We start from the raw sequence: 25980 nt of genomic DNA on the forward strand, positions 1-25980 counted from the left end.
CGAAGGCCTCCTGCATCGCAGGAGGCCTTCGTGGTCTCCGGGCTCTTCGTAGGTGTCAGTGATCGACATGGTGGTAATTGATGGATACGCCGGAATTTGATTGGTCGGCCCCCGGGATTGCTCCGGCTGTTGGCTCGGAGGTTCGGAGGGTTCTGGACCAGCTCAGGCTCGCGACGTCGGAGGACGACGCGATCGATGCCACTCACGCCCTGCATGAACTCATCTGCTACGCGGCTGTGACGGTGGAAGAAGTGACCGTCCCGGCTGTGGCGGCGCTTTATGAAATGCTCGCACTCGAGAACTTTGCGTGGAAGAATTTCGTCCTGCAGATTCTTGACACGGTCGTCTCGGTCGATGGGGTGCTGGGAGGTTCCACACCGCTCAAGAGCCGGGTGCTTCAATCGGTTCTCGCCGGTACGTCGCTCGTCCAAGGGCTGGAGAATAGTTCATCGAGGGATGTGCGGGGGGCCGCCATTCTGCTACTCGCGAATCTCTCCCGTCGGCCGGCAGAGGATTTCAATCGGTTTTCCCAAGCGTGTGCGAGTGATCAGGATCCCGTGGTCCAGGCCGACCTCGCCCTCGCGGCGACCCTCTGCATCTGGCGGGCGGACGGGGCGATCGGTGAATCGGTGGCCGCGCGGTGGTCGGAGTACGCCCTGACGCACACCAATCCGGCCGTGCGCTTCAGGGTCGGACAGGAACTGGTCGACCATGGATTCCCGACGGGTGGGATCGACGCAGGGGCCGTCGTGGACGAGGCCCGGCCGCTGGTCCTGTCCCGTCGCCTGTTCCGTATGGAGTACATCTAGCGGTTCATGGTCGCGGGGGTCCGCCGAGCCCGTTGACAGCATTGACAACAGGCGGGAGGGGCTGTTCCGTCGTCGGCCACGGAACGGCCCCTCCATGTTGCGGTGAAGGGGTGCGCACTGTTCGGGGCTGCGGCCGTCATCGACGACGGGGCGCGGCGGCCGGGGCACCGCGACGGGGCCGGTCTCAGAGCTCGCCTGGCCAGTCCGTGTCCTCGCGCACCAGGGCGCGGGCCAGCGACCGGTAGAAGAGCACCACCCCGGGTTCCTTGGGCGAGAGGTGCCCCCGCTCGGCGAAACGTGACCCGGCGCCCCGCTGGACCTCCTCAAGACCGCGCCGGTCCTCGCCGTTGATCACGGCGGCGTAGGCCTCGGCCTCCTTCCGTACGGCCTCCCGGTCCTGCCCCTCGATCATGGCCGCGGGCATCAGGACCCCGCCCCTGACCGTGGTGCGGTCGAGGGCCGAGGGGATGAGGCTGAGCCAGATCACCATGTCGCCGGAGGCGGCGAGGCTGCCCGACGGGAAGACGAAGAAGCCGTACAGATGGGCCCGTTCCTCCTCGGTGAGGTCCAGGACGACGGGCTCCAGCGGGGCCGAGTACCGCACCCGCATGCTGTCGGCCCACGGCGAGTCGGCCCGGACCCGGGTCTCCGCGCCCCCCGGCGTGGTGGGCTGGAGGGTCTCCGGATGGAAGCCCATCACGTGGTAGTTCTCGTGGGCGTTCTCGACGGCGACCTTCCAGTTGCAGCGCCACTCCTCCGTCCAACCCGCCACCTGGGTCAGCTCCGGCAGGCGGTAGTTGGCCAGGTCATCGCCGATCCGCCGCAGATGCGGGCCCAGCGGCTCGGCCGAGACGTCGAGGTTGACGAAGACGAAGCCGTGCCACTCCTCGACCGCGAACCGCGGCAACCGGCACGCGGCGGGATCGAACGCCGGATTCCGCTTCATGTGGGTGGCGCCGACGAGCCGCCCGTCGAGTCCGTACCGCCACAAGTGGTACGGACACGTGAAGACGTCCGTACGGCCCGACCCCTCTTCCACCACCGGCATCAGCCGGTGGCGGCACACCGGTGACATCCCGCGCAACTCCCCGTCCTCACCCCGGACCACCACCACCGGCTCGCCTGCGACCGACAGGGAGACGTACGCACCGGTCTCAGCCAGCTCGTCGACGTGCGCCACGAGGATCCAGGACCGTCCGAAGACCTGTTCCCGTTCCAGCTCCCACAGGCCGGGCGAGGTGAACGCCGCCGGAGGCAGGCTCAACTCCTCCGCGTCCGGCCCCAGATAGCGCTCCAGCTCCGCCACGATCTCCCCGACGTCCACGTCGGCCCTCCGCTCGTTCCGGCTCTCGTCCCGTGTCTCGTTCCGGTCCGGCCGAGGGTGACCACGCGCCCTGGTGAAACGGTCGCCCCCCGATCGACGCGCCCCGGCCGCCCCCTCCACCCGTCCTGGGCGATTTCTCCAGTCCTTCTTCCGACGATCCGACCATGTACGGCGCTGACCTCACCGAGATCCACGACCTGATCCACGAGAGCCGCGGCAAGGACTACGGGACCGAGGCGCGCGAGCTGACCCGGCACGTGCGCCGGCTGCGGCCCGACGCTCGCTCCCTCCTCGACGTGGCCTGCGGCACCGGAGCCCATCTGCGCCACTTCGCCGGGCTCTTCGGGACCGTCGCGGGCCTCGAACTGTCCGAGCCCATGGTCCGTACCGCACGCCGCGCGCTGCCGGACGTCCCCGTGCACACCGGCGACATGCGGACCTTCGACCTCGACGACCGGTTCGACGTGGTCACCTGCATGTTCGGCTCTCTCGGTTACGCGACCACCGAGGCCGAACTCCACTCAGCCCTGGCCGCGTTCGCCCGGCACCTCAACCCCGGGGGTGTGGTGGCCGTGGACCCCTGGTGGTTCCCCGAGAGCTACCTGGACGGGCACGTCTCGGCGGATGTCACCACCGTGGCGGGGCGGACGGTCGCCCGGGTGTCGCACTCCGCGCGGGAGGGGGAGGCGTGCCGGATGGACGTGCACTACGTGGTGGCCGATGCGCAGGGGGGCGCCCGGCACTTCACCGAGACCCACCGCATCTCGCTCTTCCCCCGGACGGTCTACGAGAAGGCCTTCCGGGCCGCCGGGCTCACCGTCGAGTACGTCCCCGGCCTGCACTGCGGCCGGGGCCTGTTCCTCGGGGCCGCCCCATGAGCCGGGGCCACCCCGTGGCCTCCGGCCCCGCGGTGCAGCCCGGCCCCGTCACACCCGGGTCCACGCGGCCCGTCATCACCCGTCCGCCCACCCTCGCCTGGGGGCAAGCATGCGCGTCCTGTTCGTGACCTCGCCTGGCCTCGGCCACCTCTTCCCGACCGTCCCCCTCGCTCAGGCCTTCCGCGCGGCGGGCCACCGGGTCCGGTACGCCACCGGTGGACTCAGTCTGGCCGCCGCCGAAGCCGGCTTCGATGTCGTGGACGTCACCCCCGGCCTGGACTACCTGCCCGTCTACATGCCCCAGGAGCCCGGGACCGACAGCCCGGCCGACCACCCCATGTTCGCCGAGGACCCGGAGGACGCGGAACTCGCCACCCTCTTCGCCCGGGTCTCCGGGGTCATGGTGGACGGCGCCCTGAAGGCCGCCCGGCACTGGAAGCCCGACCTCGTGGTCGCTCCTCCCCTTCAGGGCGCGGGCCGACTCGTCGCCGCCGCGCTCGGGGTGCCCCTGGTCGAACCCCGACTCGGCTCGTACGACAGCGGAGCCCGGCTCCGTACCCTGCTCCACGCCGGCATGGCGCCCCACCGGACCCGGCACGGCGTCACCGGCGATCCCTCCAGGACGATCCCCCTCACCACGCTCCCGCCGAGCCTCACCGCCCTCCTCCCCGAGGACCGCAGGACTCCCGAGGCCCGGCCGGTGCGCCCGTTGCCCTTCAACGGAGGGGCGATCCTGCCCGGCTGGCTCGCCGAGCCGCCCCGGCTGCCGCGCATCGCCGTCACCCTCGGCACCATCGAGGCCCAGTGGGGCGGGCTCGCGATCCTGGGCCCGCTCATGGAGGCGGCTCGAGGCGTGGACGCAGAGTTCGTCGTCACCCTGGGCGGCGGCGACCCCGCCCTCCTGGCTGACGCGCCGCCGAACGTCCGGCTGGTCGACTGGGCACCACTCGACCTGCTGCTCGACACCTGTGCCGCGATCATCCACCACGGCGGCAGCGGGACCATGCTGACGGCCGCCGCCGCCGGGCTCCCGCAGTGCGTCATTCCACGCGGCTCCTACCAGCAGACGGGCGCCGACCTGCTGCCCGCCCGGGGCATCGGGATCGTGGCGGAGCCCGGGACGCTCGGTGCCGCCGAGTGCCGGACGCTCCTCAAGGACGAACGGCTCCGTGACACCGCCCACCGGGTCAGGGACGAAGTGTTCGCCATGGCCACCCCGGCCGAGACCGTCGAGTGGCTCGCGGGCTCCCTCGGCTGACCAGCCGTTACTCCCGCACGGCTTCCACCTGACCAGGAAAGACGACCAGAGGAAGGACGACCCCATGCTGACACCCTCCGGACTCACGGAGAGCGGCCTGCCGACCCAGGAGTCCGTCCGCCGCTTCCACGACCAGGGCTACGTCCACCTCCGGGCTGTGCTGTCCGCCGGGGAGGTCGCGGGCTTCCGGGCCGCCGCCGAGGAACTCCTCGCCAAGGAGGGCCCGGAGATCTGGGGTGCCTCCGAGGACGAGACCCAGGTCCACTACGTCGAGGCCGCCTGGCGCAAGCACCCCGACCTGCGCGCCCTGGCCCTCCACCCGGTGATCACCCGGTCCGCCGAGCACCTCGCGGGCGGGCCGCTGCGGCTCTACGGCACCGACGTGCTCAAAAAGGACCCTGACGTCCACCTCCCCACCGTCGTCCATGACGACGAGCCCGGCCTGCCGCTCGCCGGACTGACCCGGACGCTGACGGCCTGGGTCCCGCTGGTCGACGTGCCCGTCGACCGGGGCTGCCTCATCTACGTGCCGGGCTCCCACCGTCGCCCCCCGGAACACCGCCAGATCCACCTGGCCGGGTTCCAGGACTACCGGCCGATGGAGGAGGTCTGGCCCGACTTTCCCTTCAGCCCCCAGGTGTCCGTCCCGATGCGCGCCGGTGACGTGGTCTTCCACGACTTCCGCACCGTGCACCTGGCCGCGGTCAACACCGGCGCCGAACGTCGGCTCGCATTCGCCTCCGTCTACATGGACTCCGACGCCACCTACCGGCCGGGCGTCCAGGACCACCCGGTGGCACACCTGAAGCCCGGCGCGCCCGTCGACGGAGAGCTGTTCCCGCTCATCGCCGACGGTCCCGGTGCCACCCGGTGACCGAGGAGCGGGAGGAGCTCGCCGCGCTCGGTGAGCGGCTCCAGCGCGAGCACGGCACGCTCTGGTTGCACCGGCTCAAGGGCGACCCGTACGCCGCGCTGCTCTGTGACGTCGACGACGACCCGGCCCCGCTGCGCGAACGGGTCCGGGCCGCCGGCCCGCTGTCGCGCTCCCGAACGGGGGTCTGGGTCACCGCCGACCCGCGTACGGCCGCCACGCTGTTCGCCCACCCGGGCATCGGACACCTGACGGTCCCGCCGGAGGAGCTGCTGGGGCCGGGGGAGGAGACCGTGACGCCCGTACGGGTCCAGAAGGGCCTCGGACCCCTCTGCGCCCGGCTGCTGGACGCCGCGGGCCCCGAGTTCGACCTGGTGACCGAGGTGGCCGAGCCGCTCGCGGCGGCGGCCCTCGCCGAGGCCTGCGCGATCCCCGAGCGGGAGCGCGGCCGGTTCGCCGAGGCCCTCGCCGCTTGCGAGGTCCTCCAGGACGCCACGGTGGCCCCGCAGCGGCTCGCAGCCACTCGGCGACTGCGGACCGGCCTCGACGCCCTGCGGTCCCTCCTCGACGGCGCTCCTCCCGGGGCGCCCGGCCCCCTGGCGCTCGCCGTCGCCGCCCGGACCGGCGCCGATCTCGTCGCCCGCGCCGTCCTGAGGGCACGGTTCCCCCTCTCCGCCCGTGAGGCCGGACGGGCAGCCGAGGAGGTGCTCCGCGCGGAGCCTCCCGGCCGGATCGCGCCCTTGGTGGCCCGTACCGAGACGGAGGTGGCTGGAGCACGGATCGCCGGCGGCGACCGGCTCGCGGTCCTCCTCGGCGGCGGCGCCGCCGAGGCGACCGCTCCCGCCCACCGCACGCTGGCGCCGTTCCACCGATTCCTCGCCGAGACCGTCCTCACCGCACTCGCGGACCGCCGGGTCAGGGTCCGCCCCACCGCCCCCGTGGTGCGCCGCGCCCGCGCCCCGCTGACCCGGGGGCCCGCGCGGGCCCCGGTCGTCGTCACCCCTGTCACGGCCGCCGGCTCCGGGGGGAGCGGCACGACCACCGCGACGACGGCCGACCGCCGGATGGACGCGACCACCACCCCGACGGTGCCACCGGAGGCGACCCCGTCCCCGAGAGCGGCTGCCGCCGCCCTCGGGGCGAGAAGAGGAGAAGCGCGATGAAGGTTCTGTTCACCTCGCTGGAGGGCAGCCACTTCCAGCTGCTCGCCCCGCTGGCATGGGCACTGCGCACCGCCGGCCATGAGGTGCGCGCCGCCTGTGTCCCCGACGTGGTCGAGACCGTCACCCGGACCGGGATAACCGCCGTGCCCATCGACAGCCCTCCGTGGTACGAGGCACTGGGCGCCTTCCACCAAGAGGGCATCGCCTACTTCGGTACCGCCGACCAGGACCGTGCCCCGCACCGGGAGGACACCTGGGAGGAACAGCTCGGCTACGAGAGCGTCATCGTTCCCGCCCTCAACTCCCGGCTCAACTCCGACACGATGATCGATGAGCTGGTGGCCCTCGCCAGGCACTGGCGGCCCGACCTCGTCATCTGGGAGACGCTCTGCCTGGCGGGCCCCGTCGCGGCCCTGACCGTGGGCGCGGCCCACGCCCGGCTGGTCTCCGGGCCCGAGCTGGCCATGCAGCTGGGCACCCGGCGCACCTTCCTGCGGCTCGCCGCGGAGCAGGAGCCCGAGCACCGTGAGGACCCCACTGCGGAGTGGCTGAACTGGACCCTGGAACGCCACGGCGCCGGGGCCCGGTTCGACGAGTCCGTGCTCACCGGCCAGTGGACCGTCGACACCCGGCCCGCGAGCCTCCGGGAGGACCTGGGCGTGCCCACCGTCCCGGCCCGCTACATCCCGTACAACGGACAGGCCGTCGTGCCCCGCTGGCTCCGCGAACAGCCGCTGCGTACCCGGGTCTGCCTCACCCTCGGGGTGAGCATCGACAGCGGCTACGGCCTCTGGGACCTCGACACGGTCCTCATCGGCATGCTGGGCGCGCTCGGCGAACTGGACATCGAGGTCGTCGCCGCCCTCTCCGACCGGCAGCGCGCGCATCTGCCGCCGCTCCCCGACACCGTACGGGTGGTGGACCGCGTTCCCATGCACGACCTGCTGCCGACCTGCGCGGTGGTGGTGCACCACGGTGGCTACCAGACCAAGGCGACCGCTGAGTTCCACGGCGTCCCGCAGGTCCTGCTCACCGGCTGGGAGTGGGTGAGCGAGTCCATGGGCGCCGACTACGAGAAGCAGGGCAACCTCCTCTCCCTCCCGCTGCGGGAGTTCACCGCCGACCGCTTCCGCGAGAAGGTCGCACGGGTCCTGTCGGAACCGTCGTTCGCGGCGCACGCCCGGCGGCTGCGGCGGGAGATCGAGGAGATGCCGACACCCAACGAGGCCGTCGCCGCGATCGAGCGGCTCACGGCCCGGCACCGGAAGGAACACAGAGCATGACGCCCACGGACCTGGTGACGGAACTGGCGGCGTACCTGGAACCCGACGCACCCGAACTGAGCCTGTCCCCGGCGGCCTTCACGTCCCCTGAGCTGTGGCGGTGGGAACAGGAACGGGTCTTCGCCCGCTCCTGGCTCCTCGTGGCCCACTCCGGTGCACTCGCCGCGCCCGGGTCGTCGGTGACCCTCGCGCCCGCCGGCCGGCCGTTCACGGTGTCCCGCGCCGACGACGGGACACTGCGCGCCCGGTCGGCCCTCGGCCCGCACCGGCCGGACCCGGCGGTCGAGGAGTGGCGGGGGTTCGTCTTCGTCAACCCCGATCCGGACGCCGAGCCGCTCGCCCCGCACCTGAGGCGGACCGGCGAGGAACTCGACGCCTACCGGCTGTCCGAGATGGTCCCGGTCGCGAGCTGGACCGAGGAATGGCTGTGCAACTGGAAGATCGCCGTGCAGAACGCCCACGAGAACTACCACGCCATGGGGCTCCACCCCACCACCGTCGCGCTCATCACTCCGCCCGGCGGGGCGATGGAGGTGCGCACCGAGTCCCGCTGGGTGACCCGGCTCCTCAGCCCTTTCCGTGAACCGCTCCCGGCCACCGCGCTGCCTCTCTCCGCCGAACAGCGCGCCACCATGTACAACTGCGCCGTCTTCCCGTGCGGCAGCCTCGCCGCCTTCGGGGACTCCGTCATCTGGATCACGATGATTCCGCTGGCCATCGACCGCATCGAGGTCCGCGGCGGGGTGCTCATGCATCCGGCCGCCATGGCGGGCCAGGACCGCGACGCGCTCCGCGAGCAGAACGAGGAGAGCGCCGCCGTGGTCAACCGGGAGGACCGGCTGGGCATGGAGGCCGTGCAGCGGGTCGTGGGCTCCCGGTTCGCCGGGCGCGGCCATCTCTCCCCGAAGGAACCCGGCGTCACGGCCTTCTACCGGAGCCTCGCCCGCGCGCTCGTCACCCGCTGACGTCCCCCGCCGCGGCTGCCGAGTCCTCGAAGGCCCTCGGGTCGAAGCCGCCCACCCCCGCCAGCGGGATCACCTCGAACCGGAGGTGCGGGCTCAGAGGGTTGCCGTACAGCAGGGAGTTGAGCTCCTCGTGCGACTCCACCTCGTAGATCAGAAGGCCGCCCGAGGCGCCGACACGGATCCAGTTGTGCACGATGACCCCCTTGTCGACCAGGCTCCTGACGTACGCGAACCCCTCCGGCAGTCGGCGGCGGAACGCGTCGGCTGTGATTCCGGTGGGCGACTGGGTGGCGAGGACAGCGAACAGCGCCATGGTTCCTCCGGCGTCTCGGGATCTCGACGCCCGAGTCTCGGCCGCCCCGGTCACCGACGGGTCGACTCCCGGTGGAGCCGACGGCGGAGCGCGACCAGGGAGCGTCGTCGAAACCTCCACCCGCACCGGACAGGCTCCCACCCGTGAATCTCCTGGTCACCGGAGCGGCCGGCTTCATCGGCTCGGCCTACGTCCGCACCCTGCTGTCCGAGGATCCGGCCGTCCACGTCACCGTGCTGGACCGCCTGACCTACGCGAGCAACCTCGACAACCTCGACACCCGCCACCCCCGGCTGCGGTTCGTCCACGGTGACATCTGCGACTCCGACCTCGTCGACCGGTTGACGGCCCGGGCCGACCAGGTCGTGCACTTCGCCGCAGAATCACACGTGGACCGCTCCATCGCCGGAGCGGAACCCTTCGTCCGCACCAACGTCCTCGGCACCCAGACGCTTCTCGACGCGGCCGTCCGCCACGGCGTCGGCCCCTTCGTGCACGTCTCCACGGACGAGGTCTACGGCTCCATCCCCGAGGGATCCTGGACCGAGGACTCCCCGCTCAGCCCCAACTCCCCCTACGCGGCCTCCAAGGCCGCCTCCGACGTCCTCGCCCTCGCCCAGCACCGCACGCACGGGCTCGACGTTCGGATCACTCGCTGCTCCAACAACTACGGTCCGCGCCAGTTCCCCGAGAAGCTGATCCCGCTCTTCGTCACCCGCCTCCTGGACGGAGAGCAGGTCCCGCTCTACGGCGAGGGCACCCACGTCCGTGAGTGGGTGCACGTCGAGGATCACTGCGCCGGGGTCGACCTGGTCCGTACCCGGGGCCGGGCCGGGGAGGTCTACCACCTGGGCGGCGGAACCGAGCTCACCAACCGGGAGCTGACCGGACTGCTCCTCGACGCCTGCGGCGCCGGTCCGGACCGCATCCGGCGGGTGCCGGACCGCAAGGGACACGACCTGCGCTACTCCCTCGACGACACCAAGGCCCGCGCCGAACTCGGCTACCGGCCCCGGCATGCCTTCGCCGACGGCCTCGCGGCCACCGTCGCCTGGTACCGGGACCACCGCGGCTGGTGGGAAGCACTCGCCCACCGGCTGCGCGGCCCGCTGGACGGTGCGGCCCGGGCCCGCGGATGAGATGGCTGGTCACCGGCGCGACCGGGCTCCTCGGCCACGAGGTGACGGCGGCCCTCGCGGCCCGGGGAGCGGACGCTGTCGGCCTTTGCCGACGCGACCTCGATGTCACCGACCCCGCCGCACTCGCCACCGCCTTCACCCGGTACCGCCCCGGACTCGTCGTCAACTGCGCCGCCTACACCGCCGTGGAGGCGGCCGAGACAGCAGCGGACCTCGCCTACCGCGTCAACGCCGACGCCCCCCGGCACCTGGCCGGCCTCTGCGCCCGCCACGGTGCCCGGCTCCTGCACGTCTCCACCGACTACGTCTTCCCCGGCGACACCGACACCCCGTACCCCGAGGACCACCCCACCGCCCCCCGCAACGTCTACGGACGCAGCAAACGCGCGGGCGAGCGAGCCGTCCTCGACCTGCTGCCGCGGCACGGAGTCGTAGTCCGCACCGCCTGGCTCCACGGAGAGCACGGACCCAGCTTCGTCCGCGCCATGACCGGACGGGCACGCGGCCGGGGGCCCGTGGACGTGGTGGCCGACCTGGTGGGCCAGCCGACCTGGGCGGCCGACGTCGCCCAGGCCCTGATCACCCTCGGGGAAGCTCCGGGGACGGGCGGCGTCTTCCACGCCACCAACGCGGGCCGCGCCACCTGGTACGAGCTGGCCCGCGAGGTGTTCCGGCTGACCGGCGCCGATCCCGACCGGGTACGGCCGGTCTCCGCCGAGGCCTTCGGTGGGCGTGCGCCCCGGCCCCGGTGCACCGTCCTCGGCCACGACCGATGGCACGAGGCGGGCATCCCGGCGCCCCGGCCGTGGCGCGAGGCACTGGCCGAGGCGCTGGGACGGACCGGCTGACCCCAGGGCCCGGGGCACCCCTGCCGGGCCGCGCCGGGACCCCGGACGCGGCCCGGCCGCGGTTCAGCCCCGCGCGCGGTGCAGTGCCGTCAGCCTCTCCAGCTCCGGCACCAGTTGGGCGGGCGTGGGCGCGGCCCGCATCTCGTCCCTGAGCCGGGCCGCGTTCCTCGCGTACGAGGGATCGTCCAGCACCCGGACCACCAGCTCGCGCAGCTCCGCCGGGCGCAGCGGCCCCGTCCCGGCCGGCCGCACCCCGGCACCGGAGTGCTCGATCAGCTCCGCACGCGGGTGGATGTCCCACAGGTCGTTGGGGACGACGACCTGGGGCACCCCGTGCGCCAGCGCGTTCTGCGCGGTGCCGAAGCCCCCCTGGTGCACGATCGCCGAGCAGGACGGGAGCAGCGCGTCCAGCGGGACGAAGTCCACCGTCCGCACGTTCCCGGGGAGCCGCCCGACCTCGGCCAGCTGTCCGGCGTCGAGGGTCGCCACCACGTCCGCGTCCAGCTCGCCGAGGGCCGCGAGCAGATCCGGCACGGAGGCCTGGTCGCCGCCCATCACCTCGCGGAAGGACAGCCCGAGGGTGAGGCAGACCCGGCGGCGGGACGGGGGTTGGCGCAGCCACTCCGGCACCGTGGACCGTCCGTTGTAGGAGACGTGACGGACGGGGAGCCACGGCAGGGCGGTGGGGGAGCGGAGAGAGGCGGGGGCCGGGTCGACGGTCCACTGGCCGGTGACCAGGTCCTCCGTGAACCCGCCGCCGTACCGCGCAGCCGTCCACCCCAGCCACTCGGCGAGCGGATCCTCCCGCAGTTCCGGGGACCGCCGGGAGAGCGAGGCGAGGTGCCGCCCGCGCATCGTGCCCACCAGGTCGAGCCCGTACAGCAGCCGGGCGTGGGCCGCCCCGGAGGCGCGGGCAGCGATCGCCCCGCCCATCATCAGGCTGTCCCAGACCACCAGGTCGGGGCGCCACCGCCGGGCCAGCCCCACCAGGTCGTCGACGGTCTCCTCGGCCGAGAAGTTCTGGAAGATGGCCGAGGTCATCACGGTGAACAGACCGTCGAGGAAGTCCGGTGTCAACAGCTCGGGCCTGTTCTCGGCCATCCGCATCAGTTCCTGGGCGTCCGGCGGCTCCGCGAGGCGCTCGGCGGCCTTCTCCTGGCGCCGCCGCAGCTCCTCCACGGACTCGTCCTGGGCCAGCCGCGGCCCCACGGGAGTCGCGGGCAGCCCGGCGGCGGTGATCGTGTCCATGAGGTCGGGCTGGCTGGCGACGCGCACCTCGTGTCCGGCGGCGCGCAGCGCCCAGGCCAGTGGAACCTGGACGAAGAAGTGGGGTGAGGCGGCCAGGGTTACGAACAGCACACGCATGGCGGCGACGCTACGAGCCGGGCCTCGACAGGGCCTCGACTCCCGCTGGTACGCGGCCGGGCGGCGGTCAGCGGGCCGGCAGCCACGCCTCGTCGTCCGTGGCGTGTGCCAGGACCCGCTGGAGGAGACCGCGCAGGGCCTCCGCCTCCTCAGGGGTGAGGTCGCCGAGGAGTTCCGCCTCGACCCGCTCCAGGGGGCCGTCGATCCGGGTCAGCAGATACTGCGCGGTGTCGGTGATCTCCAGTCGGCGCGAGCGGTCGTCGGCGCCCGGACGGCGCCGCACGTGCCCCGCTTCCACGAGGTCGTCGACCACTTTGTGCACCGACTGCCGGGCTATGCCCAACTGCCTTGCGAGCTCCGCCATCGTCAGCTCGGGTTCCAGCGAGAGCAGCGTCAGCAGTCCGTACTGGCGCACCGTCAGGTCGTAGGGGGCCAGCCGCTCGTCCACCCTGCGGGTCGCGACGGTGCTTGCCACAGCCAGGAGATAGGGGATGTGTGCCCTCAAGGAGGTGTCACCTCGGCCGACGGAGAACGGATCCTGTCGGTCCGACGGTATGTCATACACCGCGGCGAGGGCGGGTCCGACGTTCGCCGGCCAGCCGTTCCAGCACGGGGACGACCTCCGCGGGAGACGGCGTCCGCTGCATCTCGCCGCGGACCCGGCCCGCTGCCCTGGCGAACGACGGGTCGTCCAGCACCCGGCGCACCATCGCCCGCAGCCCCGAGGGCGTCAGCTGCTCGGGCGGGCACGTCAGGGCCACCCCCGCCGACCGGGCCCGCTCCGCGCGCGGGGTGTTGCACCACATCCGGGAGGGGACGACCACCTGCGGCACGCCGTGGGCGAGGGCGGTCAGGAAGGTGCCCGCCCCGCCGTGGTGGATGATCGCCGCACAGCTCGGCAGCAGTTCGTCCAACGGGACGAAGTCCACCACCCGGACGTTCGGCGGGAGCGGTCCCACGGCGGCCAGCTGCTCGGCGTTGAGCGTGGCCACCACCTCGACGTCGAGATCGGCCACGGCCTCCAGCAGCCCGCCGACCGAGGCCTGGTCCTCGCCCACGACCTCCCGGAAGGAGACGCCGAGGGTCAGGCAGATCCGTCGCCGCCCGGCGGGCTCGTCCAGCCGCCAGGGCACATGCGTCGTGCCGTTGTACGGCACGTACCGGACCGGGACGCGGGGGAGCGGTACGGGCAGGGCGAGGGAGGAGGGCACCGGGTCGATCGTCCACTGGCCCACCACCATCTCCTCGTCGAACCCTCGGCCCGGACCCTCCAGGCCGTGCCGTTCGAGGACGTGCCCCAGCCACTCCTCCAGCGGGTCGTCCCGCAGCTCCGGCGGCAGCCGGTCGAGCACGGCCCGGTACCGTTCGCGCAGCAGCCCGACCAGGTCGAGCCCGAACATCAGCCGGGCGTGCGCGGCGCCGACGGCCCGGGCGGCGACCGGGCCCGCGTAGGTCATGGTGTCCCAGACCACCAGGTCCGGTCCCCAGTCCCGGGCGAGGGCCACCAGGTCGTCGATCATCCGGTCCGGCACCGTGTTCCGGTGGACCAGCGGCGTCCAGGCGGCGAAGACCCCGTGCAGGTGATCGGGGGTCAGCCGCTCGGGCCGCACGTCGCCCGGATCGAGGACCCGCAGCCAGGCGCCGTCGCGCAGCTCCTCGGCCAGGCCCGTGTCGTCCGGGTTCATCCTGGCCGCCACGTGGAGTGGTTCTCCGACCGGTACCGCCGTCAGACCGGCCCCGGTGATGTCATCGGTCACGTCCGGCTGGGTCGCGACCCGCACCTCGTGGCCGGCCGCGCGCAGGGCCCAGGCGAGCGGGACCTGGGCGGCCACATGGGTGGCGGCGGCGAAGGGCTGGAACAGGACGCGCATCGGCGCTCCCCTCTCGGATCTGGCGGACGGCCGGACGGCCGGGCGGGCGTGGGGACGGGGCGGGCGGGACCGGGCGCCGTCACTCGACCGGGCCGGGACCGGAGCCGTCACGTCAGCGAAAGGCCCCCGTCCACCGGCACCACCGTGCCGTTGGCGAAGGCGGCCTCCGGCCGGGTGAGCTGCACGATCCACCAGGCCATCTCCTCGGGGCGGCCGACCCGCCCGCCAGGTGTCCGCGCGGCGATCCCCTTCAGGAAGTCCGCGTACGCCGGGTCGGTCCCGTCCGGACCCTGGCCGCCGCCGCTGACATCCGTCACCCCAGGGGCGAGCCCGACGACCCGGACGCCCCGCGGGGCCAGTTCGACGGCCCATGTGCGGGTGAGGAAGTCGAGCCCGGCCTTGGCGGCCCCGTACAGGCCGTTGTCGGGCCAGGAGCGCAGACCCAGGGCGCCGGACGAGCCGATGTTCACCACCGTCCCGGATCGATCCGCCAAGGGCTCGAGGGCGGCCCGGGTGAGCAGGACCGGGGCCAGCAGGTTGGTGTGGAGCTGCCGTTCGGCCTCGGCCCGGTCCAGCGCGGACAGCGGGCGGTACCCCATCGCCGCCGCGTTGTTCACCAGGACGTCGACCCCGCCGAGGAGGTCCACGGCCGTCTCGACGATTCGCTCGGGGGCGCCGGGCTCGGTGACATCGGCGACCAGGCCCAGGAGCCCCGGATGGCCCTCGGCGGTCGCGTCGAGGGTCTCCCGGGTGCGTCCGACGACGAGCACCCGGTCCCCGCGCGCGGCGAACGCGCGGGCCGTGGCCCGGCCGATGCCGGTGCCGCCGCCGGTGATGACGATTCCGCGTGCGGCGCCGGCGGCGGGCCGGTCCTCGCGGTCGGTTCCTTCGGTTCGCGTGGTCATGCCCTGCAGAATCGGAGGCGGACCTCGCAGGCGCCTCGACCCTCGCGCACCGGGATCCGACGGTGGCCACCCCGCTGGTGACCGGCCCTCAGCCGCCTGCGGCCAGCTCCTCCAGCCGGCTGGCGAGTTCGGCGGGCGGCGGGGTCTGCGCGACCTCCTCGCGGAGTCGTCCCGCCGCGGCCCGGAAGGAACCGTCCGTGACGAGGCGTTCCACGGCGCCCCGGATCGCGGCCTCGTCCGCGAGGTGGCCCGGGACGTGGAGCGCGGTCCCGGTGGCGGCCACCCGCTCCCCGGTCACCTGCTGCTCCGACGCGAAGGTCGCGATGAACTGCGGCACCCCCGCCCACAGGGCCGTCAGTGTGCTGCCGCTGCCCCCGTGGTGCACGACGGCGGCGGAGCCCGGCAGCAGCGCGGCCAGCGGCACGTTCTCCACCACGCGCACGGAGGACGGCACCGGGCCGAGCGCGGCCACGTCCCGCGCGGTCGCGGTGAGGACGACCTCGCAGTCGAGCCCGTCCAGGGCGGTGACGATCCGCGGCAGCAGATAGGAGTCGGGCCCTGAGACGGTGGACAGTGCCGTGGACCAGGTGACGCAGACCCGAGGCGCGGCCGGCGGCAGGGCAGTCCACCCGGGGGCGGGCCCGGCCCCGTTGTAGGGGACGTACCGTACGGGCAGCCGCTCGGCGGCGACCGGCACCTTCAGGGACGGCGGGTTGGGGTCGACGACCCGCTCGATCATGTCCAGGCCGAACGGCCCCAGGCCGTAGCGGTCGAACGAGCCGCTGTGGTCGGTGGGGACGATCCGCATGTGCTCGGGGTCGTGCGGGCTCGCCGGGCCCCAGAGACAGAGCGCTGAGGGGACGCCCACCACCCCGGCCGCCAGCAGCCCCTCCAGGCTCCCCGGGTCGTGCAGGACCAGATCGGGCCGCCACCCCCTCGCGTACGACACCGCCGCGTCGAAACTCCGGGCCGCCGACGCGTCGAGCTCCGGCGCGATCTCCCGCTCGAAGTGGCCGACGTCGAACGCGTCGAGCCGGTCGAGCCGCTCGCCGGTCAGCGGGTGCGGCGGGAGCCACGGGTACGGCCAGATGCCGTCCGTGGCCTCCGCGTGGTACTGCAGCCGCAGCCGCAGCACCTCCTCCATCCCCCCGAGGACCGGTACGGGCACGAGCCCGGCCCGGCCCACCGCGGCGGCCTGCGAGGGGGCGCACAGCACCCGGACCTCGTGTCCGGCCGCCTGGAGCGCCCAGCCCAGCGGCACCATCGCCGCGTACTGCGTGGGCCAGGTGGACACGGTGAACAGCACACGCATGCGCGATCCCCTTCCGTTCGCCCGGAGGCCGGCGTCACGGCCGGCGTCACGGTTCACGCGGCGGCTTCCCTGACGGCTCTCGTGGCGGTTCACTTGGCGCCGAGGGCGGTCCACACGTCCGCGTCCATCCATGAGGGGAGGGTGTCCTCCCCGTTCGTCCCCTTCTCCACGAAGACGATGTTGTGGTAGGCGTGCACCCCTGTGACGGTGCTCTGCGTCGGCGTGGGCCGGGTGACGGAGGGCTCGCGGTGCTCACGGTGGTGCAGGTCGTCGATCAGCTCCTTGACGAGCCCGAGCGAGGTGTCGGGACCCGCCACCCCGCCCGTACTGCCGCCGAAGTCCGTGAAGTAAGCGGTCTGGAGGTCCTCGATCACGTAGAGCCCGCCGGGACGCACGTACGGGAAGAGGGTCCGGAACGAGGTGCGCACGTGCTCGTTCACATGACTGCCGTCGTCGATGACGATGTCGAACGGGCCGTGCTCCCGGGCCAGTCCGGTCAGGTACTCGGGATCGTTCTGGTCCCCGACCAGTGCCGTGAGCCGGGGCTCGGTCAGCGCCGTCTTGTCATAGAGGTCCAGGCCCAGGACGGTGCCCCGGGGGAAGTAGCGCTTCCACATCTTCAGTGAGCCACCGCCGAGGTCGTCGTCGAAACCGCCGATGCCGATCTCCAGGATCCGCACCGCCCGGTCCCGGTACGGGGCGAAGTGGCGCTCGTAGTGGGCCGTGTACCAGTGGAAACTGGCCCACTTGTCGGAGCCGTAGCGGATCGACAGCTCACCGAGGTCCGGGCAGCGCCCGGTGCAGCCCGCCATCAGGGTGGCGGTGGCCTGGGCCGCCGCGCGTAGCACCGTGTTCATCTCGGCGAGCAGCTCCCGCACCCGCTCGGGGTCCTCGGGCGTCGGCACGAAGGAGTTGTGGAAGTCCCCGGTGCGCTGCGAGTCCGCCGGCCCGAAGAGCCGGCGGACCAGTCCCGCCGCCGTGAAGGTCACCCGCGAGCGCACCCGGGCGGAGTCGTCGCCGATCACGCGGATCGCCTCGTCGCGCACCATACGCAGGGCGACGGAGTACCGCTCCCCGCCGTGGGTGACGTCCAGGGCCACGTCGACGGGGGCGGTGTTGACCGGCTCCGGGGAGCGGAACAGCACCTCCGCGACGAGGACGCGTGCCACGTCGGTCAGACCGGCGTCCTTCAGCACGGCGTCGATCTCGTCGTCGGAGCCTGCTCCGGCCCGGACCAGTCGTCGGATCAGGGCGTTCTGTGCGACATCCACCATGAGGGCGTTTCCCATCGGTCCGCGAAGAGGGTCGCGACCACGGTCGGCGGACCGCCTGGAAACCCGCTCAACCGCCGCTGAACACCGGCCGGGCGCGGCCCGTCAGAAGTCCGCCCGGTGGTCGGCCACCCACTGGGCGAAGGTGCGGGCCGGCCGTCCCGTGACGTGCTCGGCGGTCGGGCCGACCGGGACGTCCACCGGGTCCTGGAGCAGCCAGTCGACCGCCTCAGGGGGCATGCCCTGCCGCAGCCACAGGGCGCGGGCCCCGTCCACCGTCAACTGCTCGAAGCGGATCTCACGCCCGAGGACCTCGCCGAGGACGCGGACCTGCTCGGTCTTGGCCAGGGACTCGGGGCCGGAGAAGCAGTACGCCTTCCCCGCGTGCCCGTCCTCGAGGAGCGCCGCCACCGCCACGTCGGCGATGTCCGCCTCGTGCACGGGGGTGCTGCGGGTCGAACCGAAGGGAGCGCGTACCACGCCCTCGGCCCGGATCGAAGGCGCCCACCAGTCCAGCAGGTTGGCCATGAACTCACCGGGCCGCACATGGGTCCACTCGAGGCCGGAGGCCTCCACCGCGCGTTCCACCGCGGTGTGGTGGTCGCCGCTGTAGTCGCCGTCGGCGTACTCGGCAGCCACGGAGGAGAGCACCACGATCCGCCGCACCCCCGCCTTCGCCGCCCGCGCGGTGAACTCCTCGGCCGTCCCGGGCAGCGGGAAGAGGTAGGCCCGGTCGACCCCGGCGAGGGCCGCGTCGAGGCTCCCCGGACCGGCGAGGTCGCCGCGGACCACCTCCACGCCGTCCGGCAGGGCTGCCCGCTCGGGCGCGCGGGTCATCGCGCGCACCGGCACTCCCTTCTCCAGCAGTCCCGCCACCACGTGTCGGCCCACGTTCCCCGTGGCACCCGTAACCAGTACGGTCATCGTCTTCTCTCCTTCTTCCAGAGTGTCGTGTTCGGTCGGCATGTGCGGCGGGACGGTCCCGGACCTGCCGACGTTTCCGGTGGGTTCTCTCGAACCGCTCGAACCGCGGTGAACGCGGTCGTTCCACCGCCTGTCGAGCGCCTGTTGCCACCCTCGGGCCGGGCAGGCACATCCGATGTCACGATCCGGGAGGGACCATGACCGGCACCGCAGGACGGACCGCAGTCATCACGGGAGCGACCAGCGGGATCGGCCTCGCCGTGGCCCGAGCGCTCGGCCGGGACGGGCTGCGGATCTTCCTCTGCGCCCGGGACGCCGACGCGGTGGCCGCGACCGTCAAACTCCTCCGCGAGGAGGGTGTGGACGCCGACGGGCAGAGCTGCGACGTGCGCTCCACCGAGCAGGTGGACGCCTTCGTACGCGCCGCCGTCGACCGGTACGGCCCGGTCGACGTCCTCGTCAACAACGCCGGACGCAACGGCGGTGGCCCCACCGCGGAGCTGACGGACGAGTTGTGGCTCGATGTCGTCGACACCAATCTGCACAGCGTGTTCCGGGTGACCCGGGCCGCGCTGACCGCCGGAGGCATGCTGGAGCGCGGCCGGGGCCGGATCGTCAACATCGCTTCCACGGGCGGGAAGCAGGGCGTGGTGCTCGGCGCCCCCTACTCGGCGTCCAAGCACGGCGTCGTCGGCCTCACCAAGGCCATGGGCCTGGAACTGGCCAAGACCGGCATCACGGTCAACGCGGTCTGCCCCGGGTACGTGGAGACCCCGATGGCGGAGCGGGTCCGCGCCGGGTACGCGGCGGCGTGGGACACCACGACCGACGCGGTGCTCGAACGGTTCCAGGCGAAGATCCCCCTCGGCCGGTACACCACCCCCGAGGAGGTGGCGGGCCTCGTCGGCTACCTGATCACCGAGACCGCGGCGCCGATCACCGCCCAGGCGCTCAACGTCTGCGGCGGCCTCGGCAACTACTGACCTCGGGAGGCCGGAGACCTCCGCGCGCCCCGCCCGAAGGCCCGCCCGTGCGGGCCCGGTCACGCCGGATCGACGTCCGATCCGGTCACGTCCGGGTCCGGGTCGGCGGGCCGTCCCTTGAGCGCGTGGAACCCAGGGGTCCCGGCCACGAGGAGCGTCCCGTCCCACAACCGCCCGGCGTCCTCGCCCTTCGGTACGCGGGAGATGACGGGCCCGTGGAAGGCCAGCGGCGGACGGGAGGGCTCCGAGGGCTCCCCGACGGCCACCACCGGTGTCCCGGGCCGGGGGCCGAGCAGTTCCAGGGCCTCCTCGTGCGAGGCCCGCAGCTCCTCGTCGTAGACGGTCGATCCGCCGGCCGCCGCCAGCTCCGGCGGCAGACCCGCGTGGGCCAGGGCGAGGGCCGGGTCGTTGATCCACTTCCTGGCGGTACTGCCGTGCTCCCCGGGGGGACCGAGGTGGGACCAGAGGGAGGCGTGGAAGCGGCCCAGGGCCTCCTGCCCGTGGTGGCGACGGACGGCGGTGCCGATCCGCACCGGGATCCTCAGGTACCCGCCGGGGTCGCCCTCGGGATCGTCCTCCCGGCCCTCGTTGAGGAGGGTGAGGCTCATCAGGTGCCAGCGCAGTTCCAGCGGCCGGACCCGGGAGACCTGCCGCAGCCATTGGGCGGTCAGCCAGGTGTACGGGCAGGCGGGGTCGAACCAGACGTTCACGGTGCGGAGCCGGGGGCGGGGGCCGCCCGGCAGGGCTTCTGCTGGCACGGGGTGGTGCTCCTTCGTGTACGGACCGGAGGGCGGTGAGCGGCGGGGGCGTCGGACGGCGTGTCACACCGAGGCGTTGCGCATGCCGCGAATGCCCGCGACGACCCCGAGCACCGCGACGGCGGACGCTGCGAGGAGCCCGTACAGCACGTTCGTCTCGGCGAACCGGCCGTCGAACAGTGCGCGTTCGGCCTCGACGACGTACGTGGCCGGGTTGATCCGGCTCAGTACGTAGAGCCAGGTGGGCGCCGAGGCCTGGGTGATCGGCAGCAGGACGCCGGAGAGCAGCAGCAGGGGGAAGAAGATCATCTGCTGCACGCCGTAGAACAGGGTCTGCTGCTTGCGGGAGTGGAGCGCCAGGGTGAAGGAGAGGGCGCCGATCCCCACCCCGAAGACGGTGAGCAGGGCCAGGCCCGCGAGCGCGCCGAGCGGGTGGAGCCGGAAGTCGGTCGGCAGCAGCAGGACCAGGATCAGCAGGGCCTGCGCCAGCAGGATCACGACCTCTTTCAGTGCCCGCCCGACGAGCATCGCCGCCCGGTTGAGCGGGGTCACGAGCATGCGCTCGAACGCCCCCGAGGACATCTCGTTGAGCAGCGAGGCCCCGGCCCCGGCGGTGGCGGAGAGGGCCAGCAGGACGAGCATGCCCGGCACGAACCACTGCCAGGGGGAGCCCGTCCCCGTGCCCCCGCCCGCCGGTCCCGTGCCGGAGAGCAGCGGGGCGAAGAGGGCGAGGAAGAGGAAGGGGAGGAGCATCGTGAAGAGGAGCCCGGCCGGCTGGCGCAGCTCGGGCCCCAGCTCGCGGGCGAACGCGGTGCGGGTGTCGTTGAGCACCTTCATGGTCAGGCTCCGTCCTGCGAGGTGGTCGGGGCGGTGGCATCGGCGCTCTCCCGTAGGGTGCGCCCGGTGAGGCTGAGGAAGACGTCGTCGAGGGTGGGGCGGACGAGCCGGGCGGTCAGCGCCCGCACCCCGGCCACCTCCAGGTTCCGCAGCAGCACGGGGAGTTGTGTGTCTCCGTGGGGGGTCCGGATCCGCACCTCCGTGCCGTCGGCGGTGACCTCGTGGACGGTGGGCAGGGCGCGGGCCAGCCCGACGGCCCGTTCGGCGTCGGCGCGGTCGGCGGTCCCCAGGGTGATGCGGTCGCCCGCCAGGTCGGCCTTGAGCTTCTCCGGGGAGTCGTCGGCGATCACCCGGCCGTGGTCGACCACCATCACCCGGCGGGCCCACAGGTCGGCCTCCTCCAGGTAGTGGGTGGTGAAGACGATCGTGGTGCCGAGTTCCTTGTGCAGCCGCAGCACGTGGTCCCAGATGTTGGCGCGGCTGTGCGGGTCGAGTCCGGTCGTCGGCTCGTCGAGGAAGAGCAGGGCCGGCTCGTGGACCAGGGCCATCGCGATGTCCAGGCGGCGGCGCTGGCCCCCCGAGAGGGTGCCGACCGTCCGCTTGGTCAAGCCGTCCAGTTCGAGCGCGGTGAGCAGACGGTCGGCCCGGGAGCGGGACTCCGCGCGGCTCAGGCCGTATGCGCGGCCCTGGGTGATCAGCTCGTCGCTGACCCGGAAGTTGCTGCCGGCGCTGTTGCCCTGGCCGAGGTAGCCGATGCGGTGGCGGACGCCGGACGGGTCGGTCCTCACGTCGTGGCCCGCGACGACGGCGGTGCCGGAGGTCGGCGGCAGCAGGGTGGTCAGCATGCGCAGGCTGGTGGTCTTCCCGGCGCCGTTCGGGCCGAGGAAGGCGACGACGGAACCGGCTTCGATGTCGAGGTCCAGGCCGCGCACGGCCTCGACGGTCTCTCCTTTGGCGCGGAAGCTGCGGGTGAGCCCGCGTGTGTGGATCATGGGTTCTCCCGTACGGAGTTCGGTGGGCGGACCAGGGGAGGGCGCGGCCCGTGCCCGGTCCGGCCGGCTCGGCACCGGGGCAGGCTGAGGGAAAGCCAGATGCCCTGGGCTCTTGACTTCTTCGAGCTTAGAAGCGTTAATGACGTCTTTGTCAGCCTGGTTGACGGTCTCGATCTGGTCTTCGAACCACCACCCGGACAGCCGTCCGTGCGGCCCGCGCGCACGGCGTTCACGCGGCCCCGAGCGCCGCCTCCTCGACGAAGGACATGGAGACACCCCCGGCGAGCTCCTGGCCCCGCCGAACCGTCTCTTCCGGGGAGCCCGTGGACGCCCGTACCAGCGTGACTCCACCGTCCCGCCAGCGAGCGCACCCAGGCTGGGCGCCGACAAGGCGATCGGCCACGGACCGGACGTGAAGGTGGCGCGAGGAGCCCCGGCCCCCCGGACCTGTTTCGGCGTGCCCCTCGGTCCGCTGACCGGCAGCTGACCGGCGGCTCCCCGTTCGTGCCCCCGAGGCCCTCGCCCACCGCCCCCCGAGCCGTCGTCGAGCCGCTGACCAGAGTGCGCACGGAAGCTGGCCGCGCTCAGGACCAACCGACCCACAGCCGCGTTGGACGGAGAACCATGCCAGACCCCCGAACCACCCACCACACCGAGCACACGGTCACGGTGGCCGCACCCGCCAGCCGTGTCTACGACCTGATCGTCGATGTCGGCCGCTGGCCGGAGACCTTCCCGCCCACGGTGCACGTCGAGTACGCCGAACGCGGCGCGACGGAGGAGGTGATCCGGATCTGGGCCACAGCCAACGGTGAGGTCAAGAGCTGGACCTCGCGCCGCCGACTGGACCAGGACCGCCTGCGCGTCACCTTCCGCCAGGAGGTCTCCCAGCCCCCCGTGGCAGCCATGGGCGGGGAGTGGATCGTCGAGGCGCTCGACGACACCCGGACCCGGGTCCGTCTGCTCCACGACTTCCGGGCCGTCGGCGACGACCCCGCCCACGTCGAATGGATCGGGCGGGCGATCGACCGCAACAGCGGAGCCGAACTCGACGCGCTGCGCGCCGCGGTCGAACGGGCCGAGGACTCCGGAGGGCTGACCCTGACCTTCGAGGACACCGTCGAGGTCCCCGGCGGCCTCGAGGAGGTCTACGCCTTCGTCGACGAGGCGGACCGCTGGCCCGAACGGCTGCCGCACGTGGCCGGAACCGTACTGGAGGAGAACGTCCCCGGGGTGCAGACCCTGGAGATGGAGACCCTGGCGCCGGACGGCTCGACACACACCACCCGTTCCGTCCGGATCTGCTTCCCCGACGATCGGATCGTCTACAAGCAACTGCGCACCCCCGCGCTGATGACCGCGCACACCGGACGCTGGCTCTTCGAGGAGGACGCTGACGGGGCCAGGGTCACCTCCGTCCACACCGTCGTCCTCAACGAGGAGGCCGTGCCGGCCGTCCTCGGCCCGGACGCCACGGTGGCCGATGCCCGCGCCTTCGTACGGAACGCCCTCAGCCGCAACAGCACCACCACCATGGAACACGCGGTCGCCCACGCCCGGAAGGCCCGTTCCCACTGAGGCCCGCGCTTTCAGGGTCACGCGAGAGCGAACGGGAGGGCCGGGGACTCCCCGCCCTCCCGTTCGGCCTGCCCCGCGCCGCCCCGCCCCGGTGGCCCGGAACCCGGCCGGCCCCTCGTCGGTGTCAGTCCTTCGGGCCGCCCAGGGCCGCTTCGGACAGCCAATCCACCGCGTCGGGATAGGTGAACGGGTGCATGAACGCACCCGCCCTGACGTCCCGTGAGAGCCGCGCCAGCGGGTGCGACCCGGAGTAGGAGGCGCCGCCGATCACCGTCACGCAGTCCGCGACGATCTCCGGCGCCAGCCGGTTGACCATCAGTTTGGCCCGCTGGAAGTCGAACATCATCCGCCGTCCGCGCTCCAGCGGATCACCGTCGAACCCGTACGCCAGGTGGTCGGCCACCACCAGGGTGCCCGCCACCGTGGTCCGCAGCGCGTGCAGCCGGGCCTCGATCTCGGCGAGCAGCGTGCGGACGCCCGCCCCCGGCGCACCGCTCCGGCGGGTCAGCTCCGCCACCACGTGGTCCCGGGCGGCCTGGGCCACGCCCACGTAGATCCCCAGCATGGTGATCGAACTGACGGTCTGCCCGGCCAGGGCCGTGTCGTCGCGCTCTCCGACCGGACCGCGAAGGAACACGTCCTCCTGCCGGACCGGGCAGTCCTCCAGGAGGACGTCCACACTGCCGGAGGCCCGCATGCCGAGCCCGTCCCAGTTGTCCAGGACGCTGAGCCCCGGCGTCCCCCGGGACAGGACGGCGGCGGCCGAGCAGGTCACGCCTGCCACCTCCACCTGTGCCGTCACCACGAAGTCAGTGGCGATCGGCGCCATGCTGGCCAGTGTCTTGCGGCCCGACAGAAGCCAGCCGCCGTCCTGCGCCGGGTGCAGCCGGGTGACCACCCGCCCGCCGCCCGCGTCCTTCACCGTCGTGCACACCACCGCCTCGCCCGAGCCCATGCCACGCAGGAGCCGTCCGGCCAGGGCCCGTGCCCGCGCGTCCCCGTGCCGCCACTCGTGGGTGAGCGTCAGGCCCCGGCTGAGCTGCATGTGCAGGGCGAGCGCGGTCGACGCGTCCGCCTCGGCCACGGTCCTCAGGGCGAGACAGACGTCGTGCAGCGAGGAGACGCCGAGCCCTCCCAGCTCCTGCGGCACGGTGGCCCCGAGCACGCCGCTACTCCTGAGCCCCTCGAACACCTCGGCCGGAAAGGCGCCCTCCCGGTCAGCCCGCCGGGCGCCCTCCCGCATCTGTGGAAGGTACTCGTTCAGCAAAGCGAGCAGCTCCCGGCCCGAGGCGGTCCCCGGGTCGCGCAGATCCGTCGTGGTTGCCCGGTCCCTGTCGTACGCCGCCATCGCGTTCCCCGCTTCCTTCAGTCGACTCCCGTCGCCCGGTGCGGCCGGGAGGACCCGATGATGTCCGCGGCGGTTCGACGACCGTTGGAAGGCCGCTGCCTCCCCGGGTCCACCGCCGGTCATGCGCCCGTCTCGCGGAGGTAGCGGTCGAGGGCGAGCCGGTGGTAGCCCGGCCCGAACACCGAACCGGCCGGCTCCGGTACCAGGGCGCGCAGCCTGGCCACCGAAGGACAGTGCGAGAACGCACTCTCGCCCCCGCCCATCACCTCCTCCTCGGCATCGAGCCCCAGTCGCTGCTTGATGTGCGCGACGAGAGCCAGGACGTCCACGCAGTCGCCGGAGGCCACGTTCACCGTCTCGTCGCGCACCCCCGAGGCCAGCAGACGGTCGACCAGCCCCACGAAGTCAGCGACGTGCAGCAGATCGCGCCGCGCCCCCGGATGAACCCGGACCCGCCCCGCCCGCACCTGCGACACCAGGGCGGGCACCAGCCGGAAGTCCGGTCCGTGCGGCCCCAGTACGTAGGAGAGGCGCAGTACGAGATGGGCCACGCCGGACTCCCGGACGGTCGACTCCAGGGTGAACTTGTGGCGGCCGTAGCGGGTCGTCGGGACGATCCGGTCGTCCTCGCGTCCCCGGCAGCCGGGGCCGCCGTACATGCTGGCCGTGGAGAAGAAGACCAGCAGTTCGCCCCGGCTCCGGCAGCGCGCGATCGTCTCCCGTACGAGCTCGGCCTCCCGCTCGTGCTCGGAATCCGGCAGGTGCTGGCGCGGAACACCTGCCGCCAGCACCGTCACCCCGGGGTGCGCCTCTCGCAGCGGCCACAGGTGCCGGGCGATGAATCCCTTGCCGATGATGTCCATGACCGCGTCACCCTAGGGGGCCGCTGCCACGCTCTCCTCGTGCCCGGCTCGACGCCGTCTCCGGCCGGTGACAGGGGAATTCGAGAGGGGGTCGAGGAGGCCTGCCTAGCGTTCCGGCCCAT

At 73.0% G+C, this 25980-nt stretch carries 26 protein-coding genes; 11 read left to right on the forward strand and 15 right to left on the reverse strand.

What is annotated here, in order from left to right; all coding sequences use genetic code 11:
• The first annotated feature begins 80 nt into the window (after positions 1-80).
• Positions 81-809 (forward strand): hypothetical protein, encoded by a 729-nt coding sequence (locus ABZY45_RS31360; protein ID WP_356745474.1) that lies wholly within the window; start codon positions 81-83, stop codon positions 807-809.
• A 184-nt stretch (positions 810-993) separates the two neighbouring features.
• Here ABZY45_RS31360 and ABZY45_RS31365 read toward each other — a convergent pair whose 3' ends face one another.
• Positions 994-2133, reverse strand: a complete 1140-nt coding sequence (locus tag ABZY45_RS31365) for an aromatic ring-hydroxylating dioxygenase subunit alpha (RefSeq protein ID WP_356745476.1) — start codon at positions 2131-2133, stop codon at positions 994-996.
• A gap of 164 nt (positions 2134-2297) precedes the next feature.
• Here ABZY45_RS31365 and ABZY45_RS31370 point away from each other — a divergent pair, with 164 nt between their 5' ends.
• From ABZY45_RS31370 to ABZY45_RS31395, 6 genes are all read left to right on the forward strand, one after another.
• Positions 2298-3011: a class I SAM-dependent methyltransferase gene (locus ABZY45_RS31370; protein WP_356745478.1), complete on the forward strand. Its 714-nt coding sequence runs from the start codon at positions 2298-2300 to the stop codon at positions 3009-3011.
• A gap of 109 nt (positions 3012-3120) precedes the next feature.
• Complete coding sequence (locus ABZY45_RS31375) at positions 3121-4269, forward strand: nucleotide disphospho-sugar-binding domain-containing protein (RefSeq protein WP_356745480.1); 1149 nt, start codon at positions 3121-3123, stop codon at positions 4267-4269.
• A 64-nt stretch (positions 4270-4333) separates the two neighbouring features.
• Positions 4334-5143: a phytanoyl-CoA dioxygenase family protein gene (locus ABZY45_RS31380; RefSeq protein ID WP_356745482.1), complete on the forward strand. Its 810-nt coding sequence runs from the start codon at positions 4334-4336 to the stop codon at positions 5141-5143.
• Positions 5140-6303, forward strand: a complete 1164-nt coding sequence (locus ABZY45_RS31385; protein WP_356745484.1) for a hypothetical protein — start codon at positions 5140-5142, stop codon at positions 6301-6303. Before ABZY45_RS31380 ends, ABZY45_RS31385 begins: the two co-directional genes overlap by 4 nt.
• Positions 6300-7586 (forward strand): activator-dependent family glycosyltransferase, encoded by a 1287-nt coding sequence (locus ABZY45_RS31390; RefSeq protein WP_356745486.1) that lies wholly within the window; start codon positions 6300-6302, stop codon positions 7584-7586. The genes ABZY45_RS31385 and ABZY45_RS31390 overlap by 4 nt, the downstream gene beginning before the upstream one ends.
• Entirely contained in the window at positions 7583-8551 is a 969-nt protein-coding gene (locus tag ABZY45_RS31395) for an SRPBCC family protein (RefSeq protein WP_356745488.1), read from the forward strand. The genes ABZY45_RS31390 and ABZY45_RS31395 overlap by 4 nt, the downstream gene beginning before the upstream one ends.
• Here ABZY45_RS31395 and ABZY45_RS31400 read toward each other — a convergent pair.
• Positions 8541-8864 carry a muconolactone Delta-isomerase family protein gene (locus tag ABZY45_RS31400; RefSeq protein WP_356745490.1) on the reverse strand — a complete coding sequence of 108 codons (324 nt, stop codon included), beginning with the start codon at positions 8862-8864 and terminating at the stop codon, positions 8541-8543. The two genes, ABZY45_RS31395 and ABZY45_RS31400, sit on opposite strands and share 11 nt — an antisense overlap.
• Positions 8865-9007: 143 nt before the next feature.
• Here ABZY45_RS31400 and rfbB point away from each other — a divergent pair, with 143 nt between their 5' ends.
• Both rfbB and rfbD read left to right on the forward strand, forming a co-directional pair.
• The gene (gene rfbB, locus ABZY45_RS31405; protein ID WP_356745492.1) at positions 9008-10003 is read left to right on the forward strand and encodes a dTDP-glucose 4,6-dehydratase; all 996 of its coding nucleotides are present in this window, start codon (positions 9008-9010) and stop codon (positions 10001-10003) included.
• A complete protein-coding gene (gene rfbD, locus ABZY45_RS31410) occupies positions 10000-10851 on the forward strand; it encodes a dTDP-4-dehydrorhamnose reductase (protein ID WP_356745494.1) in 852 nt (283 codons plus the stop codon). The genes rfbB and rfbD overlap by 4 nt, the downstream gene beginning before the upstream one ends.
• Positions 10852-10914: 63 nt before the next feature.
• Here rfbD and ABZY45_RS31415 read toward each other — a convergent pair whose 3' ends face one another.
• From ABZY45_RS31415 to ABZY45_RS31445, 7 genes are all read right to left on the reverse strand, one after another.
• On the reverse strand, positions 10915-12216 hold the full coding sequence (locus ABZY45_RS31415) for an activator-dependent family glycosyltransferase (protein ID WP_356745496.1): 1302 nt from the start codon (positions 12214-12216) through the stop codon (positions 10915-10917).
• Positions 12217-12283: 67 nt separating this feature from the next.
• On the reverse strand, positions 12284-12721 hold the full coding sequence (locus tag ABZY45_RS31420) for a MarR family transcriptional regulator (RefSeq protein WP_356745498.1): 438 nt from the start codon (positions 12719-12721) through the stop codon (positions 12284-12286).
• A gap of 52 nt (positions 12722-12773) precedes the next feature.
• Positions 12774-14087 (reverse strand): activator-dependent family glycosyltransferase, encoded by a 1314-nt coding sequence (locus ABZY45_RS31425; protein ID WP_356745500.1) that lies wholly within the window; start codon positions 14085-14087, stop codon positions 12774-12776.
• Positions 14088-14194: 107 nt separating this feature from the next.
• A complete protein-coding gene (locus ABZY45_RS31430) occupies positions 14195-14992 on the reverse strand; it encodes an SDR family oxidoreductase (protein WP_356745502.1) in 798 nt (265 codons plus the stop codon).
• 88 nt (positions 14993-15080) lie between these two features.
• The gene (locus ABZY45_RS31435) at positions 15081-16304 is read right to left on the reverse strand and encodes a nucleotide disphospho-sugar-binding domain-containing protein (protein ID WP_356745504.1); all 1224 of its coding nucleotides are present in this window, start codon (positions 16302-16304) and stop codon (positions 15081-15083) included.
• 89 nt (positions 16305-16393) lie between these two features.
• Positions 16394-17578 carry a class I SAM-dependent methyltransferase gene (locus tag ABZY45_RS31440; protein WP_356745506.1) on the reverse strand — a complete coding sequence of 395 codons (1185 nt, stop codon included), beginning with the start codon at positions 17576-17578 and terminating at the stop codon, positions 16394-16396.
• Between the two features lie 102 nt (positions 17579-17680).
• Positions 17681-18499 (reverse strand): NAD(P)H-binding protein, encoded by an 819-nt coding sequence (locus ABZY45_RS31445; protein ID WP_356745508.1) that lies wholly within the window; start codon positions 18497-18499, stop codon positions 17681-17683.
• A 197-nt stretch (positions 18500-18696) separates the two neighbouring features.
• Here ABZY45_RS31445 and ABZY45_RS31450 point away from each other — a divergent pair, with 197 nt between their 5' ends.
• Positions 18697-19482, forward strand: a complete 786-nt coding sequence (locus tag ABZY45_RS31450) for an SDR family NAD(P)-dependent oxidoreductase (protein ID WP_265691104.1) — start codon at positions 18697-18699, stop codon at positions 19480-19482.
• Positions 19483-19541: 59 nt separating this feature from the next.
• Here ABZY45_RS31450 and ABZY45_RS31455 read toward each other — a convergent pair whose 3' ends face one another.
• The 4 genes from ABZY45_RS31455 to ABZY45_RS31470 all read right to left on the reverse strand — a co-directional run bounded on the left by ABZY45_RS31455 (position 19542) and on the right by ABZY45_RS31470 (position 22472).
• Positions 19542-20240: a DsbA family protein gene (locus tag ABZY45_RS31455; RefSeq protein WP_356745510.1), complete on the reverse strand. Its 699-nt coding sequence runs from the start codon at positions 20238-20240 to the stop codon at positions 19542-19544.
• A 63-nt stretch (positions 20241-20303) separates the two neighbouring features.
• The gene (locus tag ABZY45_RS31460) at positions 20304-21077 is read right to left on the reverse strand and encodes an ABC transporter permease (protein ID WP_356745512.1); all 774 of its coding nucleotides are present in this window, start codon (positions 21075-21077) and stop codon (positions 20304-20306) included.
• A gap of 2 nt (positions 21078-21079) precedes the next feature.
• A complete protein-coding gene (locus tag ABZY45_RS31465) occupies positions 21080-22069 on the reverse strand; it encodes an ATP-binding cassette domain-containing protein (protein ID WP_356745514.1) in 990 nt (329 codons plus the stop codon).
• A gap of 229 nt (positions 22070-22298) precedes the next feature.
• Positions 22299-22472, reverse strand: a complete 174-nt coding sequence (locus tag ABZY45_RS31470) for a hypothetical protein (RefSeq protein ID WP_356745516.1) — start codon at positions 22470-22472, stop codon at positions 22299-22301.
• 221 nt (positions 22473-22693) lie between these two features.
• On the opposite strand from ABZY45_RS31470, the gene ABZY45_RS31475 reads away from it, so the two are divergent.
• A complete protein-coding gene (locus ABZY45_RS31475) occupies positions 22694-23647 on the forward strand; it encodes an aromatase/cyclase (protein WP_356745518.1) in 954 nt (317 codons plus the stop codon).
• 124 nt (positions 23648-23771) lie between these two features.
• On the opposite strand, the gene ABZY45_RS31480 is transcribed toward ABZY45_RS31475, so the two are convergent.
• The gene (locus ABZY45_RS31480) at positions 23772-24995 is read right to left on the reverse strand and encodes an acyl-CoA dehydrogenase family protein (RefSeq protein ID WP_356745520.1); all 1224 of its coding nucleotides are present in this window, start codon (positions 24993-24995) and stop codon (positions 23772-23774) included.
• 119 nt (positions 24996-25114) lie between these two features.
• Entirely contained in the window at positions 25115-25858 is a 744-nt protein-coding gene (locus tag ABZY45_RS31485) for an NAD-dependent epimerase/dehydratase family protein (RefSeq protein WP_356745522.1), read from the reverse strand.
• Positions 25859-25980: the final 122 nt, after the last annotated feature.

It is taken from the genome of Streptomyces sp. NPDC006516 (assembly GCF_040611875.1).
In the GTDB taxonomy this organism is placed as follows: domain Bacteria; phylum Actinomycetota; class Actinomycetes; order Streptomycetales; family Streptomycetaceae; genus Streptomyces.